Origin of the sequence: Burkholderia sp. IMCC1007, assembly GCF_027257875.1 — a bacterium.
In the GTDB taxonomy this organism is placed as follows: domain Bacteria; phylum Pseudomonadota; class Gammaproteobacteria; order Burkholderiales; family Burkholderiaceae; genus Burkholderia.
In genome coordinates this window covers 28,642-43,307 of the sequence record NZ_JAPVQY010000040.1, presented here as the reverse complement: position 1 = coordinate 43,307, position 14,666 = coordinate 28,642, and the positions used below count along the sequence as shown (strand labels likewise).

Sequence of the window (14,666 nt, the reverse complement as noted above, 5' to 3'; positions counted from 1 at the left end):
CGTGTCGGACGGGAGCCAATCACACGCTGCCTTTTTTATCCGTCACGTCGTCCATTCGCATTGCAACCTACACGGAAAACATGATGAAAAAATCTGTCCTGACCGCTGTCGCACTCGCAGCCCTGTCCACGTCGGCGTTCGCGGCCGGCAGCGGCACGATCAACTTCACGGGCGAGATCGTCGCGGGCGCATGCGGCATCGATTCGGGCTCGGTCAACCAGACCGTGAACCTCGGCAAGGTGCCGACGAACGTGTTCAAGCAGGCCGGCGACAAGTCCACGCCGGCCAACTTCGACATCCAGCTGACCGACTGCGACACCAGCATCGCGCAGAACGCGTACTTCACGTTCACGGGCACGTCGAGCTCGGCCCAGCCGAAGCTGCTCGCGACGATCGGCTCGGCCACCAACGTCGGTATCCGCCTGCAGGCCGCATCGGGCGAATACCTCGACAACGGCGCCGAGCAAAAGGCACCGACGATCCTGCAGAACGGCGCGAACGTCGCACGCTTCGCGGCCATGTACGAAGCGACGGCAGCCGGCGTGACGCCGGGTACCGCCAACGGCGTCGCGAACTTCACGGTCCGCTACCAGTAAGCGTCCGTACCGGGGAAGGGGTGCGTGCACCCTTTCTCCTTCTTCCTTTCCCTCCCGCCTTTCGTCGTCGGACTTCCCGGTAGCATCGCGTGCGAATCAGACATTCCTTCCTTTGCGTCTCCGTGCTGGTTGTCGGCAGCCAGAGCCATGCGACGGAATTCAATTCGTCGTTTCTGAACATCGACGGCTCGAACAATGTCGACCTGTCGCAGTTCTCGCAGCCCGATTTCACGCTGCCGGGCGAGTACATGCTGGACGTGCAGGTCAACGACCTGTTCTACGGGCTGCAGGCGATCGAGTTCATCGCGGTCGACGATTCCGGCGCGGGCAAGCCGTGCCTGCGCCCGGAGCTCGTCGCGCAGTTCGGGCTGAAGCGCTCGCTCGCGAAGGACCTGCCGCGCTTCGAGGGTGGCCGCTGTGTCGATCTCGGCGCGATCGAAGGCGCGACGGTGCGTTACCTGAAAAGCGACGGGCGGCTCAAGATCACGATTCCGCAGGCCGCGCTCGAATTCACCGATTCGACCTACCTGCCGCCGGAACGCTGGTCCGAAGGGATTCCGGGCGCGATGCTCGACTATCGCGTGATCGCGAACACGAACCGCAATTTCGGTACGAGCGGCACGCAGACGAATTCGATCCAGGCCTACGGGACGATCGGGGCGAACTGGGACGCATGGCGCTTTCGCGGCGACTACCAGGCGCAGTCGAACGTGGGCAACACGGCGTACGCGGACCGCACGTTCCGCTTCAGCCGGCTTTACGCGTTTCGCGCGCTGCCGTCGATCCAGTCGACGGTGACGTTCGGCGACGACTACCTGAGCTCCGACATCTTCGATACGTTCGCGCTGACGGGCGCGTCGATCCGCAGCGACGACCGGATGCTGCCGCCTTCGCTGCGCGGCTACGCGCCGCTGATCTCGGGCGTCGCGCGCACCAACGCGACCGTGACCGTGTCGCAGGCGGGCCGCGTGCTGTACGTGACGCGCGTGTCGCCGGGCGCGTTCGCGCTGCAGAACATCAACACGAGCGTGCAGGGCACGCTCGACGTCGCGGTCGAGGAAGAGGACGGCAGCGTGCAGCGTTTCCAGGTCACGACGGCCGCCGTGCCGTTCCTCGCGCGCACCGGCCAGTTGCGCTACAAGGCCGCGCTCGGCAAGCCGCGCCAGTTCGGCGGCGCCGGCATCACGCCGTTCTTCGGTTTTGGGGAAGCCGCATACGGGCTGCCGTTCGACGTGACCGTGTATGGCGGCTTCATCGCCGCGTCGGGCTATACGTCGATCGCGCTCGGCGTCGGCCGCGATTTCGGCGCGTTCGGCGCGGTGTCGGCCGACGTCACGCATGCGCGCGCACGCCTGTGGTGGAACGGCACGACGCGCAACGGCAACTCGTATCGCGTGAACTATTCGAAGCACTTCGACGGGCTGGATGCCGACGTGCGCTTCTTCGGCTATCGCTTCTCCGAGCGCGAATACACGAACTTCGCGCAATTCTCGGGCGACCCGACCGCATACGGTCTCGCGAACAGCAAGCAGCGCTACTCGGCGACGATGTCGAAGCGCTTCGGCGACACGTCGACGTACTTTTCGTACGACCAGACGACCTACTGGACGCGCGCGTCGGAGCAACGCGTCGGCCTGACGCTCACGCGCGCATTCTCGATCGGCGCGCTGCGCAACCTGAACGTCAGCGTGTCGGCGTTTCGCACGCAAAGTACGGGCGCGAGCGGCAACCAGTTCTCGGTCACCGCGACGCTGCCGATCGGCGGGCGCCACACCGTCACGTCGAACCTGACCACGGGCAGCGGCAGCACGAGCGTGAACGCGGGCTACATCTACGACGATCCGGACGGCCGCACGTACCAGCTCAACGCAGGCGCGACCGACGGCCGCGCGGCGGCCAACGCGAGCTTCCGCCAGCGCACGTCGGCGTATCAGCTCACCGCGCAGGCGTCGACGGTCGCGAACGCGTACGCGGCCGCGTCGCTCGAAGTCGACGGCTCGCTGGTCGCGACGCGGTACGGCGTGTCGGCCCACTCGAACGGCAACGCGGGCGACACGCGGCTGCTGGTGTCGACCGACGGCGTGCCCGACGTACCGTTGTCCGGCACGCTCGCGCACACCGATTCGCGCGGCTACGCCGTGCTCGACGGGATCTCGCCGTACAACGTGTACGACGCGACGGTCAACGTGGAGAAGCTGCCGCTCGAAGTGCAGGTGTCGAACCCGATCCAGCGCATGGTGCTGACCGACGGCGCGATCGGCTTCGCGAAATTCTCGGCCGCGCGCGGCAGCAACCTGTACCTGACGCTGACCGACGCGCTCGGCAAGCCGCTGCCGTTCGGCGCATCGGTGCAGGACGCGGCCAACGGCAAGGAGCTCGGCATCGTGGGCGAGGGCGGCGCCGCGTTCCTGACCCAGGTCCAGCCGAAATCCGTGCTCGCGGTGCGGGCGGGCGAACGCACGCTCTGCACGCTCGACACGCTGCCGAACCCGCTCCAACTCGAAGGCACGCCGATCCCGGTCACGTGCCGGACGCGCGGCGAGTCGCATGCAGCGGCCGCGCGGAACGAACGATGAATTCATGGATCCTGCGATGAACAACGCTTTCTCCCTTTCCTTCCTGCGGCGCGCGTCGGGCGCGCTCGCCGTCGCGTCCACGCTGCTCGCCGGCGCCGCGCATGCGGCGATCGTGCCGGACCGCACGCGCGTGATCTTCAACGAAGGCGAACAGGCCGCCGTCGTCACGATCACCAACAAGAGCACGACGTATCCGTATCTCGTGCAGTCGTGGCTCGAGGACACCCATGGCAACAAGATCACGTCGCCGCTGATGGTCGTGCCGCCGCTGCAGCGCGTCGAGGCGAACGAGCGCAACGTGCTGCGCATCGCGAAGCTGCCCGGCGCCGCGTTGCCGGCCGATCGCGAATCGGTGTTCTACCTGAACATCCGCGAAGTGCCGCCGAAGACCGATACGCCGAACACGCTGCAGATCGCGCTGCACACGCAGATGAAGCTGTTCTACCGGCCGAAGGGCGTGCAGCCGGCGCGCGACGAGGACTGGACGCTGCCGATGACGCTGCGCGTCGACGCGGCCGCGCACACGCTCGTGTTCGACAATCCGACGCCGTATCACGTGACGGTGGTCGACGTGAGTTCGGGCGCGCAGAAGACGCGCGTGCCGATCGAGCCGGTCATGGTGAACCCGATGAGCACGGCGGACGTGCCGTTCAGGGCCGCGACGCCGGCGACGCTGTTCGTCACGCATATCGACGACTACGGCGGCCAGGTGGCGGTCGAGTATGCGTGCGACGCCGGTGCGTGCAAGAGCGTGAAGCGATGAACGGCATCCGACGCAATGCAATCGCGGCGAGGCTGCCAGCGTGGCTCAGGTGGGGCGTGCTCGCGCTGTTGATCGGGCTGGTGCAGCCGGCGTGGGCGGTGCGCTGCATCGCGAACGAGGGCGGCACGATGCTGACCGAGGCCATCGGCAACGTCGCGTCGTATCCGACCGACGCACCGGACGGCTACGTGATCTGGGTGTCACCGCCGCGCACGACGACCGGATATTGCTACAAGGATCTCGGCGGCGACATGAAGAAGTTCGGCGAGTGGATCTATTTCTACGCGAACCCCGAACAGCAGAATCCGGCCGCGTGGGGGCTCGAGATCGGCATCCGCTATCTTGGCCAGGATTATTTCGGGCGCAGCAGCCAGCCGGGCGACGGCGTACAGACGACGACATACGTGGACCCTTGCAGGCTAAGCGACGCCGAGGTCAAGGCGGGACGGTGCCCGCGCGCCCCGCTGAGCATCACGTACCAGATCGTGGTGCGCAAGCGCGGCACCTGGGTGCAGCCGCCGTCGGACATCTACGCGGTGTTCCAGTTCGACGGCCAGGGCGCCCTGAACTACATCAACCCCAGCTTTCGCTACAAGCTGAGCGGCCTGCGCAACCTGAAACCGACGCCTTGCCTCGTCGATGTGAAGGTCACGCCGGAGCCGGGGATCGTGAAGTTCGGCCAGCTTCAGGCAACCGGCAGCGGCTTTTCGCCCGCGGTGCCGCGCAAGTCGTTCAGTCTCGCGTTGACCAAGCAATGCAACGTGGCGCTGCGTGTGGACGGTTACTTCGAGACGTCGCAGACCGTGCGAAACGGGCTGCTTGTGCCGGATGCGAACAGCAATTTCGGCATCGGCATCGAGGACCGCAACGGCACGGCGATTCCGTTCAACCAGCAGTTCGTGCTCGCGCAGATGCCGGGCAGCGTGAACTACCAGAGCGTGACGCTCGACGCGGTGCTGAAGGCGTTCGGACCACCGAAGATCGGGCCGTTCAACGGCACCGCGACGATCCGGTTGTTCATCTACTGACGCATGCGGCGCGTGCGCCGCTGCATGCACGGCCCGTCATCATGAAAAACACCCCAAAGGTTGGATCGGTGTCCAACTTTTGGGGTGCAGTTCACGGCCCGGCGCTTTTTTCAAACTCGCTGCACGATGCTCAACGCACCCAGTGGCACACCCTGTGATGGTGGTGCTCGAAGTGACACACGCGGTGCGGATGGGCTTCGGCGATGGCCGGCACGAGCACGGCTGCGGCAACGGCGGCTGCGGTCAAGGTCTTGAGTAGTGTCTTCATGTTGAGGTCCTGTCGTTCAGTATCGGATCACGGGAAAGAAAAGGCCTTACCACTGCGGGCGCTGATCGCCGCGGTGGTCATCGCGGCGGTCATCGCGGTGGTCGTCACGACGGTCGTCGCGATGATCGTCACGCCCGCCGGAGTGCTGCGCTTCCCAGTCGCGGCGCTCCCAGTAGCGCTGCCCGTCCCAGTAGCGATCGCCGTGCCAGCCGATCGTCACTTCGGCCGGACCACCTGGGTACGCAACACACCCGGTCAGCATCACGCTCGACAGCGCGCCGACCATGACTGCGGATAACACGATGTTCTTCATGTTGTTCTCCCGTTGGAAACGGCCATTCGATCGTACGAGCCCCCAAAATTTCACGTCGTAATAAGTTGCTACCGCACATGACAAGGCCGCACGTTGGGTCGGCTGATTGAAAGATCGTGTCGGCGGCGCGCAAGGCAGCCGCGGCCGCGAAATTCGCCGCGTGCCACGCGAAGCAGGTCCCGCGCGGACGTTCGCCGCATATCGGCCGGCGCACGGTTTCTTTCAGTCGGAAAGCTTCGCCGTGCGCGGCGCTCGCTGACGCATACCTATCCGACCGGACGGCGATTCCGCCAATTACTCAGACAAATCCCGATAAGCGGCAGGGGCATTTGGTGAATGTTATTGAGAATGATTTGCGTTTACGTTAGATTGCGCTATCTCGGAATTAACGGAGCAGATCGATGGCAATGGCGGAAGTGCTCGAACGACCGGCGGCGGCAACGGCAAACCCGTTCCTCGGCAGTTATCCGGACCGGCCGTCGCGCGTCGCACCGCGTGCGAACCGGGCCGCGAACAGGGCTGCGGAGAAGCAGGCGCAGGGCGCGCTGCTCGACGTGCTGATCGCCCATCGGGCGATGCTCGTCAACGTCGCGCGCGGTTTCGTCGGTTGCGCGAGCCGGGCCGAGGACGTCGTGCACGACGTGTTCGTGAAGCTCGTCGAATTCCCGAACCAGGATGCGGTGCGCCAGCCGGTCGCGTACGTGACGCGGATGGTGCGCAACGCGTCGATCGACGCATGCCGCCGGCAAAGCCTCGAGAACGTCTATCACACGGAAGAAGACGACGGCTTCGACGTGCCGTCGCCGGAGCCGACGCCCGAAGCCGCGCTGCTGACGCGCGACACGCTGCGCCGCGTGTGGGCGGCGCTCGACGACTTGCCGGCGCGCAGCCGCGCGGCGTTCGAGATGGTGCGGCTGCGCGAGGAAACGCTGCAGACGGCGGCGCGCGCGCTGAACGTGTCGCAGACGCTCGTGCATTTCATGGTGCGCGACGCGGAACGGCACTGCGCGGAATGCCTCGACGCGTGCCATCGCGGCGTCGCGTGCCCGGTGTTTCTCGGCGGTCGTGCGCGGCGGCGGTAAAAAATCGTGCCGGCCAATCGTCTTCAACACAGGAGCGGCCAAGTCGATAGTTCGTCGCGCTCGCCGCTTCGCCTCCTTCAACCGTCTTCCGCTTTTTTCCGATCATGACGCAAGCCACGACGCCTTCCGCCGACATCGACGACCTGGTCCACACGGTCGTCATCAACGACGAAGAACAGTATTCGATCTGGCCGACGTTCCGGCCCGTGCCGGCCGGCTGGCGCGAGGTGGGCGTGCGCGGCACGAAGGCCGAGTGCCTCGCGCACATCGAAGCCGTCTGGACCGACATGCGCCCGGCGAGCCTGCGCCGCGCGATGGACGGCGAACGCGCATCGCGCGCGTCGTGACCCGCTGCGCCGGGATCCGGCGCGCCACCTGAAGAGGACGTTGCATGACCCTGCTTTCGTTGCCGACGCTCGACGACCTGCGTATCGAGCCGGGGCTGCCTACTGTGGTGTCGCCGCGCAGCGCCGACGGCATGTCGATCGACGAGGTCGCGCCGCTCGCGCATGCGATCGCGGCCGACACGCTCGAACGCGCGGGCGGTGTGCTGTTCACGGGCTTTCATGTGCCGTCGATCGACGCGTTCCAGCAGTTCGCGGCATCGCTCGGCGATCCGCTGATCGGCTATGAGTACGCGTCGACGCCGCGCAGCCAGGTCGAAGGCGCCGTCTACACGTCGACCGAATACCCGCCGCACCGCGCGATTCCGCTGCACAACGAGCAGTCGTACACGCGCGAATGGCCGCTGCGGATCTGGTTCCATTGCGCGCTGGCGGCGCCCACGGGCGGCGCGACGCCGATCGCGGACAGCCGTGCCATCTATCGCGCGCTCGATCCGGCGCTGGTCGCGCGCTTCGCGCAGCGCGAGCTGCTGTACGTGCGCAACTTCGGCCAGGGGCTCGACCTGCCGTGGCAGCAGTCGTTCGGCACCGACGAACCGGCCGAGGTCGAACGGATGTGTGCGGCACGCGGCATCGAATGCGCGTGGCGCACCGACGACGACGGCGAACTGCTGCTGCGCACCCGCGAGCGCTGCCAGGCCGTCGCGCGTCACCCGCGCACCGGCGATCGCGTGTGGTTCAACCAGGCGAACCTGTTTCATCTGTCCGCGCTCGACGACGACATGCAGGAAGCGCTCGTCGATGCGGTCGGGCTCGAGAACGTGCCGCGCAACGTGTACTACGGCGCCGGCACGCCGCTCGAGGCCGACGCGCTCGCGGAGATCCGCGGCGTGCTCGATCGCCAGCGCATCGTGTTTCCGTGGCAGACGGGCGACGTGCTGATGCTCGACAACATGCTGACCGCGCATGCGCGCGACCCGTTCGAAGGGCCGCGCAAGGTGGTCGTCGCGATGGCGCAGAGTCATACGGTCGCACGCGCGACCGAACGGAGGACCGATGACGCGTAGTACCGCCGCGCTTGCCGCGCGCGGGCTGACGGTGGGTTATCGCGACCATGTCGTGATCGACGGGCTGGACCTGTCGATCGCGGCCGGCCGCGTGACCGCGCTGTGCGGGCCGAACGGCTGCGGCAAGAGCACGCTGTTGCGCACGCTCGCGGGCCTGCAGCCGGCGCTGGCCGGGCAGGTCGACGTGAACGGCCAGCCGCTCGCGTCGTTTCGCCGTCGCGCGCTCGCGCGCGAGCTGACGATGCTCGCGCAATTCAACCAGATTCCGTCCGGGCTCACCGTGCGCGAGCTCGTCGCCTATGGGCGCTACGCGTATGGCGGCTTCCTGCGCGGGCTGTCGCGCGCCGACCATGCGGCGATCGACGAGGCGCTCGATACGAGCGGCCTCGCGGGCGACGCGGAGCGCGACGTCGGCGCACTGTCGGGCGGCGAGCGGCAACGCGCGTGGATCGCGATGGCGCTCGCGCAGCAGGCGCCGATCGTGCTGCTCGACGAACCGACGACCTATCTCGACATCCATCACCAGCTCGACATCCTCGATGCGCTGCGCACGCTGAACCGTACGCGCGGGCTGACGATCGTGTGGGTGTTGCACGACCTGAACCAGGCCGCCGCGTACAGCGACGAGCTCGTGCTGATGCGGGCCGGCCGCCTCGTCGCGCAAGGCACGCCCGACGCGATGCTCGATCCCGCGCGGCTGCGCGCCGCGTTCGGCGTCGACATGCTGAAGCTCGCGCATCCGCGGACGGGCGCGCCGATGTGCGTGCCGGCCTACGGGCCGCCGGCGTCCGGCGCAGCGCACGCGGCGAGCGCACTCGACCGGGACATCGCGGTATGACGACGTTCGCGATGCGCAAGCGCCTCGCGGCGAGCGGGCAGGGTGCCGCCTCCGGTCGTCGAGCCGGCGCGCTCGCGCTCGGCCTCGTCGCGCTGATCGCGGCGCTGACGGTGCTGCGCGTGGCCCCCGACCTGCGCGTGTGGTGGCACGCGGCGCCGGGCAGCGACGCCGCCGCGCTCGCCCATGTGTTCCTGTTCGACCTCGATTTGCCGCGCGTCGCGGCCGCGCTCGTCGCGGGCGGCTGCCTCGGCATCGCCGGCGCGCTGTTCCAGTCGCTCACGCGCAATCCGCTCGCGTCGCCCGATCTGCTCGGCGTGACGGGCGGCGCACAGCTCGGGCTGCTGGCGGCGATGCTGGTCCCGGCGCTCGCGGGCGTTGCTTCGGTGCCGCTGCTGTTCGTCTGCGGGCTGATCGCCGCCGCGTGCGCGATCGTCGCGGCCGGCGGCTGGCGCGCAACGCCGCTGCGGCTCGTGCTCGCCGGCAGCGTCTGCATGCTGCTGTTCGCCGCGCTGTCGACGCTCGTGCTCGCATTCTTCGAGCAGAACATCGCGGGCGCCGCGCTGTGGACCAACGGCAGCCTCTATCAACCGGGCGCGGCGGGGCTCGCGCTTGCCGCGTGCTGGCTCGTCGTGCCGCTGGTCGCGCTGCCGTTCGTGATCCGGCCGCTCAATCCGCTCGCGCTCGGCGACGACGCGGCGGCCGCGGCCGGCGTGCGCGTCGACGCGACGCGGCTCGCCGCGACGATCGTCGCGGTCGCGTTCACGAGCGTGGCCGTCAGCATCGCGGGCCCGCTGTCGTACGTCGGCCTCGTCGCGCCGAACCTGCTGCGCCAGGTGCGCGGCGCACGCGCGGCGCGGCTCGGCGTGCTGGTGCCGCTGTCCGCGCTCGCGGGCGGCGCGCTCGTGCTCGTCACCGACAGCGCGGTACTCGCGTCGGGCCTCGATGCGACGCTGTCGACCGGTGTCGCGATCGCGCTCGTCGGCACGCCGCTGATGCTCGCGATGATCCGGCGCGGCGCCGCGTGGTCGGGCGTGCTGCACGCGGACGGCGAACGCGCGGCGGGCAACGGCTCGACGCGCGTGGTCGGCTGGCTCGAACGGCTCGGCTGGCCGTTGCGCACCGGGCTGTTCGTCGCGCTCGCCGTGGTCGCGGTGTTCGTCGGCGTGTCGGCCGGCCCCGACTGGCTGTCGCCCGCACGCTGGTCCGCCGCGCTGTCGGGCCACGATGCCGTCGCGCGGATGATGATCGACCTGCGCATGCCGCGGTTGCTGTGCGCGCTGCTCGCCGGTGCGCTGCTCGCCGTGAGCGGCGTCGCGATGCAGAGCGTCGTGCGCAACCCGCTCGCCGGCCCCGAAGTGCTCGGCGTCACGCAGGGCGCGGGGCTCGTCACGCTGTTCGCGTTGTCGACGTGGCCGCTGATGGGGCACGTGACGCTGGCCGCGGCCGCGCTGATCGGCGGCGGCTTGTCGCTCGCGATCACGCTCGCGCTGAATCACCGGCATCGTTATGCGCCGCTGGCCGTCGCGCTGACCGGCATCGTGATCGGCGCGCTGTGGACCACGCTCGCGCAGTGGCTGATCGCGCAGCAAAGCGTGCAGCCCGCGCGCTTCGTCGTCTGGCTCGTCGGCGGCACTTACGGCCGCAGCTGGGGCGAAGTGTCGATGCTGCTGCCGTGGTGCGTGCTGGCGGTGCCCGTGTTCGCGTGGCTCGCGCGGCCGCTCGACATGCTCGCGCTCGGCGACGACCATGCGGCCGCGCTCGGCCTGCCGGTCGCCGCGCTGCGGCCGCTCGCGCTGACGATCGCCACGCTCGCCGCGTGTGCGGCCGTCGCGGCGGTCGGCCCGGTCGGCTTCATCGGGCTGATGGCGCCGCACGTCGCGACGATGCTCGGCGCTCGCCGGCACCGCACGCGCCTGTGGCTCGCGGCGGCATGCGGCGCGCTGATTCTCGGCTGCGCCGATCTGGCGGCCCGCATGGCGGTCGCGCCGCGCGAAGTGCCGGCCGGCGTGCTGACCGCGCTGATCGGTGCCCCCTATCTGCTCGGACTGTTGATTATCGAGGGGCGCCGCGCGCGGCGCGCGGGACGATGACGCCGGCGCTCGACGGCGCGCGCGCCACGCGGTTCTCGTCGTTCGCGCCTGCGGCGTTTGCCGAACATCTCGACGTCGTGTGGCTCGGGATGCCCGCTGACGCCCATGCGCCGCCGGCACGCATCGTCGTGCCCGTCAGCGCGCTGCCCGAGCATCGCGACGCGGTGCTCGGCGCGATGGTCCGTCACTACGGCGGCGACCCGGCGCAACATGCGCGCGCGCTGATGTCGCAATGGAGCAAGTACTACTTCGGTCGTGCCGCGCCTGCCGGCGTGGCTGCCGCGCTGACGCTCGGCCGGCCGCTCGACATGGCGCCCGAGCGCACGTTCGTCGCGCTCGACGACGGGATGCCGGCCGCGCTGTATTTCGCACCGGACGCGCTCGGCGCGCCCTGCGACGAACCCGCCTCGCGTTATGCGGGGCTCGTCGCGCACCTCGGCGCGGTGATCGACCTGCTCGCGGCGATGGGCCGCGTCACGCCGCGCGTGCTGTGGAGCAACGCGGGCAACCTGCTCGACTATCTGCTCGACACGTACCGGTCGCTGCCGTGCCGCGCGGATCCGGGGCGCGATGCGGACTGGCTGTTCGGCGCGTCCTGCGGGCACGGCGAGCCGAATCCGCTGCGTCTGCCGGTGCGCGACGCGGTACCGCGTTCGTCGCTGCTGCCGGCGCCGTTTCGCGTGCGCCGTGTGTGCTGCCTGCGCTATGAAATTCCTGGAGAAACGCAACTGTGTGGAAGCTGCCCCCTGCTATTGACGATGGACGACGCGGCGCTGGCCGAGCAGGACGCGATCCGGTGACGCACGCCGGCCGCCGTCACGCGCTCGGCGCACTGGCGGCGCTCGGCGCTGCGTGCTGCGGCGCGGTTGTCGCACCGAGCATCGCAGGGGCAGCGGGCGGCGATGCGCGCGGCACGGCTGCGCAACCCGGTCACTCGCTCGCCGGCAATCCGGTCGTGTCGCAGGCGAGCAAGACGATGCCGGTGCGCCCGCAGCGCGTGGTCGCACTCGACTTCATGTTCGCGGAAAGCGTGATCGCGCTCGACATCGTGCCGGTCGGCATGGCCGACACCGCGTTCTATCCGGGCTGGCTCGGCTACGAGAGCGACCGGCTCGCGCACGTGACCGACGTCGGCTCGCGGCAGGAGCCGGGGCTCGAGGCGATCGCCGCGGTGAAGCCCGATCTGATCATCGGCGTCGGCTTCCGGCATGCGCCGATCTTCGACGCGCTCGACCGGATCGCGCCGACGATCCTGTTCCAGTTCAGCCCGAACGTGTCGGAAGACGGCGTGCCCGTCACGCAGCTCGACTGGATGCGGCAGATCTTCCGGACGATCGGCGCCGTGACCGGCCGCGAGGCGCGTGCGCAGGCAGTCGAAGCGCAGCTCGACGCGGGTATCGCGCGCAACGCATCGCGGCTCAAGGCGGCGGCGCGCAACGGCGGGCGCATCGCACTGCTGCAGGATCTCGGGTTGCCCGACCGTTACTGGGCCTATACGGGCAACAGCACGTCGGCGGGCCTTGCGCGCGCGCTCGGGCTCGAACCGTGGCCGCGCAAGCCGACTCGCGAAGGCACGCTGTACGTGACGTCCGCCGACCTGCTCAGGCAGCGCGACCTGGCCGTGCTGTTCGTCACCGCGACGGGGATGGACGTGCCGCTGTCCGCGAAACTCGATTCGCCGGTGTGGCGTTTCGTGCCCGCGTTGCGCGATCACCGGATCGCGCTGATCGAGCGCAACATCTGGGGGTTCGGCGGGCCGATGTCGGCGCTGAAGCTGGCCGACGTGATGACCGATACGATGCTGAAGCTGCCGGCCGTGCGCTGAGTGGCGATCGATGCAGGCGGGCGGGGCAGCGGTTTGACGGGAAGGTGCTCCCGCGCACCGCAATCGCGGTGCGCAGGCGGCCACATCTGCACGCTTACGCGCTCAACGCATCGACACCATTCTGCTCACGCGAGCGCGCAGGCGTCGTATCGCTGACGATCTGCCCGTTGTCGAGCTTCAGCAACCGGTCGGCGAGACCGAAATAGCGGTCGTCGTGCGTGATCACGATCACGGCCTTGCCGCGCGCGCGCAGCTCGGGCAGCAGTTGCTCGTAGAACACGGCCTTGAACGACGGATCCTGGTCGGCCGCCCATTCGTCGAACAGGTAGAACGGCCGGTCCTCCAGGTACGCGACCACGAGCGCGAGCCGCTTGCGCTGCCCGGTCGACAGCGCCCGGTTCGAGAACGCGCCGTCGACGACCTTCACCTTGTGGTCGAGCGCGAGCTTCGCGACGAGCGCGTTCGCGCGCGCATCGGCCTGCGCGCGCGCCGGATCGTCCGGATCGACGATGCCGAGCAGCGCATCGAACAGGTGGAAATCGTTGAACACCGCGCTGAAGCGCTGCCGGTACGCGGCGCGCTCGCGCCAGCCGATCGTGCGGCCGTCGACCTCGATCGCGCCTTCCTCGGGCTCGTAAAGCCCCGTCAGCACCTTCGCGAGCGTCGTCTTGCCGCTGCCGTTGCCGCCGACGATGAACACGAGCTCGCCCGGCTGGATCGTCAGGTCGATCGGCCCGATCCGGAACATCCGCTCGTCGCGTTCATGGAAATACGCATGCGTGACGCCGCGCAGCGTGACCGCGCCGGCCGGCGGCACGTCGGGCGCTTCGCTGGCGGGCGGCACCGTGCGCAGCGCGCCGAATTCCGCCATCACGCCTTCGATTCGCCCGAGCGACACGCGTGCCGCGTTGACGGTCGGCAGATTGTTCAGCAGTCCGTCGAGCGGCACCAGCATGAACAGGAACACGACGACGTAGCCGGCCGCGGTGCCGGCATCGGCATGCACGCCGAGCTGCGGCCAGAACGCGGCTGCACCGAGGAACACGTAGAACAGGAAGATGATCCAGCCGACGCCGACCGCATACGCGCTGAACGCACGGCGGCGGTGATCGCGTACCTCGCCGATCGCGGCGCCCAACTGGCCGTCGACGAACTGGCGCGCACGCGCGTCGTGCAGCTTCAGCTCCTTCGCGCCGGAGAACAGCGAGCCGAGATAGCCGAACAGGCGGTCCTGCGCGTGGCCGGCCGCCTCGAGCGACGCGATCGCGCGACGGTCGCCGGTGTGATAGCCGAGCGAACCCGCGACGATCGCGGTGAGCGCCAGCACGCACACGGGCCACGACAGCCATGCGAGGTAGCCGAGGCAGCCGAACACGATCGAGCCGTGCATCACCAGGTTCGGCAGCGCGAAGAACAGCATCGACACGTTGGTCGCGTCGTCGGTCAGCACCGACTGCACGGGGGCGGCGCCGATCCGCTCGATGTCGCGCAGCTCGGCCGCGCCGACGCGCCGCGCGAGGTGCACGCGCAGCCGCGCCATCGTGTCCTGCGACAGCCGTGCGAACAGCGTGCCCGACACGATGCGCGTGACGAGCGCGATCACCGCGCATAGCGCGAAGCGCCACGCGAGCGACGCATCGGCCGCGCCGGGCTGCGCGAGCGCGCGGTTCAGCGTCGCGACGAGCAGCACGCTCGCGACGCCGTTGAGCACGCAGGCGACGAGCGCGAGCGCGAGCGACGCGCGGCTTTCGCGCAGCAGCGCGAGGATCAGGCGCGCGGCGGGGCGGCCGGGAGAGGCGTCGAGGGACGGCGGGGAAGAAGGCTCGTGGGCGGCTGTCATCGGCAACGTCGGTATCAAGAGGGCAGGCGAAACATG

At 69.1% G+C, this 14,666-nt stretch carries 14 protein-coding genes; 11 read left to right on the top strand and 3 right to left on the bottom strand.

Annotation, left to right across the window (positions count from 1 at the left end):
• Positions 1–83: 83 nt before the first annotated feature.
• The 4 genes from O1Q03_RS27645 (at position 84) to O1Q03_RS27630 (ending at position 4,963) form a co-directional block, all read left to right on the top strand.
• Positions 84–596 carry a fimbrial protein gene (locus O1Q03_RS27645; protein ID WP_269507226.1) on the top strand — a complete coding sequence of 171 codons (513 nt, stop codon included), beginning with the start codon at positions 84–86 and terminating at the stop codon, positions 594–596.
• Between the two features lie 122 nt (positions 597–718).
• Positions 719–3,172 carry a fimbria/pilus outer membrane usher protein gene (locus O1Q03_RS27640; RefSeq protein WP_269507225.1) on the top strand — a complete coding sequence of 818 codons (2,454 nt, stop codon included), beginning with the start codon at positions 719–721 and terminating at the stop codon, positions 3,170–3,172.
• A gap of 16 nt (positions 3,173–3,188) precedes the next feature.
• A complete protein-coding gene (locus tag O1Q03_RS27635; protein WP_269507224.1) occupies positions 3,189–3,935 on the top strand; it encodes a fimbrial biogenesis chaperone in 747 nt (248 codons plus the stop codon).
• Positions 3,932–4,963 (top strand): fimbrial protein, encoded by a 1,032-nt coding sequence (locus O1Q03_RS27630; RefSeq protein WP_269507223.1) that lies wholly within the window; start codon positions 3,932–3,934, stop codon positions 4,961–4,963. The genes O1Q03_RS27635 and O1Q03_RS27630 overlap by 4 nt, the downstream gene beginning before the upstream one ends.
• 130 nt (positions 4,964–5,093) lie before the next feature.
• On the opposite strand, the gene O1Q03_RS27625 is transcribed toward O1Q03_RS27630, so the two are convergent.
• Both O1Q03_RS27625 and O1Q03_RS27620 read right to left on the bottom strand, forming a co-directional pair.
• The gene (locus O1Q03_RS27625) at positions 5,094–5,231 is read right to left on the bottom strand and encodes an HHHH-motif protein (RefSeq protein ID WP_011545368.1); all 138 of its coding nucleotides are present in this window, start codon (positions 5,229–5,231) and stop codon (positions 5,094–5,096) included.
• Positions 5,232–5,277: 46 nt separating this feature from the next.
• The gene (locus O1Q03_RS27620; RefSeq protein ID WP_269507222.1) at positions 5,278–5,544 is read right to left on the bottom strand and encodes a hypothetical protein; all 267 of its coding nucleotides are present in this window, start codon (positions 5,542–5,544) and stop codon (positions 5,278–5,280) included.
• Positions 5,545–5,945: 401 nt separating this feature from the next.
• Here O1Q03_RS27620 and O1Q03_RS27615 point away from each other — a divergent pair, with 401 nt between their 5' ends.
• The 7 genes from O1Q03_RS27615 (at position 5,946) to O1Q03_RS27585 (ending at position 12,790) form a co-directional block, all read left to right on the top strand.
• Entirely contained in the window at positions 5,946–6,626 is a 681-nt protein-coding gene (locus O1Q03_RS27615) for an RNA polymerase factor sigma-70 (protein WP_269507221.1), read from the top strand.
• A 104-nt stretch (positions 6,627–6,730) separates the two neighbouring features.
• Positions 6,731–6,973: an MbtH family protein gene (locus O1Q03_RS27610; protein WP_269507220.1), complete on the top strand. Its 243-nt coding sequence runs from the start codon at positions 6,731–6,733 to the stop codon at positions 6,971–6,973.
• A gap of 44 nt (positions 6,974–7,017) precedes the next feature.
• A complete protein-coding gene (locus O1Q03_RS27605) occupies positions 7,018–8,037 on the top strand; it encodes a TauD/TfdA family dioxygenase (RefSeq protein ID WP_269507218.1) in 1,020 nt (339 codons plus the stop codon).
• Positions 8,027–8,875, top strand: coding sequence for an ABC transporter ATP-binding protein (locus tag O1Q03_RS27600; RefSeq protein ID WP_269507217.1), 849 nt, complete (start codon positions 8,027–8,029; stop codon positions 8,873–8,875). The genes O1Q03_RS27605 and O1Q03_RS27600 overlap by 11 nt, the downstream gene beginning before the upstream one ends.
• Positions 8,872–10,965, top strand: coding sequence for a Fe(3+)-hydroxamate ABC transporter permease FhuB (gene fhuB, locus O1Q03_RS27595; protein WP_269507215.1), 2,094 nt, complete (start codon positions 8,872–8,874; stop codon positions 10,963–10,965). Before O1Q03_RS27600 ends, fhuB begins: the two co-directional genes overlap by 4 nt.
• Positions 10,962–11,765 carry a siderophore-iron reductase FhuF gene (fhuF, locus tag O1Q03_RS27590; RefSeq protein WP_269507214.1) on the top strand — a complete coding sequence of 268 codons (804 nt, stop codon included), beginning with the start codon at positions 10,962–10,964 and terminating at the stop codon, positions 11,763–11,765. The genes fhuB and fhuF overlap by 4 nt, the downstream gene beginning before the upstream one ends.
• A complete protein-coding gene (locus O1Q03_RS27585; RefSeq protein ID WP_269507213.1) occupies positions 11,762–12,790 on the top strand; it encodes an ABC transporter substrate-binding protein in 1,029 nt (342 codons plus the stop codon). The genes fhuF and O1Q03_RS27585 overlap by 4 nt, the downstream gene beginning before the upstream one ends.
• A gap of 94 nt (positions 12,791–12,884) precedes the next feature.
• Here the strand turns inward: O1Q03_RS27585 and O1Q03_RS27580 are convergent, their stop codons facing one another.
• A complete protein-coding gene (locus O1Q03_RS27580; protein WP_269507212.1) occupies positions 12,885–14,630 on the bottom strand; it encodes a cyclic peptide export ABC transporter in 1,746 nt (581 codons plus the stop codon).
• Between the last annotated feature and the right edge of the window lie 36 nt (positions 14,631–14,666).

What these genes read in the sequence shown, in the direction of transcription:
- O1Q03_RS27630 (WP_269507223.1), top strand. Translation starts at nt 3,932, where the DNA reads ATGAACGGCATCCGACGCAATGCAATCGCGGCGAGGCTGCCAGCGTGG.
- O1Q03_RS27615 (WP_269507221.1), top strand. Translation starts at nt 5,946, where the DNA reads ATGGCAATGGCGGAAGTGCTCGAACGACCGGCGGCGGCAACGGCAAAC.
- O1Q03_RS27625 (WP_011545368.1), bottom strand. Translation starts at nt 5,231, where the DNA reads ATGAAGACACTACTCAAGACCTTGACCGCAGCCGCCGTTGCCGCAGCC.
- O1Q03_RS27635 (WP_269507224.1), top strand. Translation starts at nt 3,189, where the DNA reads ATGAACAACGCTTTCTCCCTTTCCTTCCTGCGGCGCGCGTCGGGCGCG.
- O1Q03_RS27600 (WP_269507217.1), top strand. Translation starts at nt 8,027, where the DNA reads ATGACGCGTAGTACCGCCGCGCTTGCCGCGCGCGGGCTGACGGTGGGT.
- fhuF (WP_269507214.1), top strand. Translation starts at nt 10,962, where the DNA reads ATGACGCCGGCGCTCGACGGCGCGCGCGCCACGCGGTTCTCGTCGTTC.
- O1Q03_RS27605 (WP_269507218.1), top strand. Translation starts at nt 7,018, where the DNA reads ATGACCCTGCTTTCGTTGCCGACGCTCGACGACCTGCGTATCGAGCCG.
- O1Q03_RS27645 (WP_269507226.1), top strand. Translation starts at nt 84, where the DNA reads ATGAAAAAATCTGTCCTGACCGCTGTCGCACTCGCAGCCCTGTCCACG.
- O1Q03_RS27580 (WP_269507212.1), bottom strand. Translation starts at nt 14,630, where the DNA reads ATGACAGCCGCCCACGAGCCTTCTTCCCCGCCGTCCCTCGACGCCTCT.
- O1Q03_RS27620 (WP_269507222.1), bottom strand. Translation starts at nt 5,544, where the DNA reads ATGAAGAACATCGTGTTATCCGCAGTCATGGTCGGCGCGCTGTCGAGC.
- fhuB (WP_269507215.1), top strand. Translation starts at nt 8,872, where the DNA reads ATGACGACGTTCGCGATGCGCAAGCGCCTCGCGGCGAGCGGGCAGGGT.
- O1Q03_RS27610 (WP_269507220.1), top strand. Translation starts at nt 6,731, where the DNA reads ATGACGCAAGCCACGACGCCTTCCGCCGACATCGACGACCTGGTCCAC.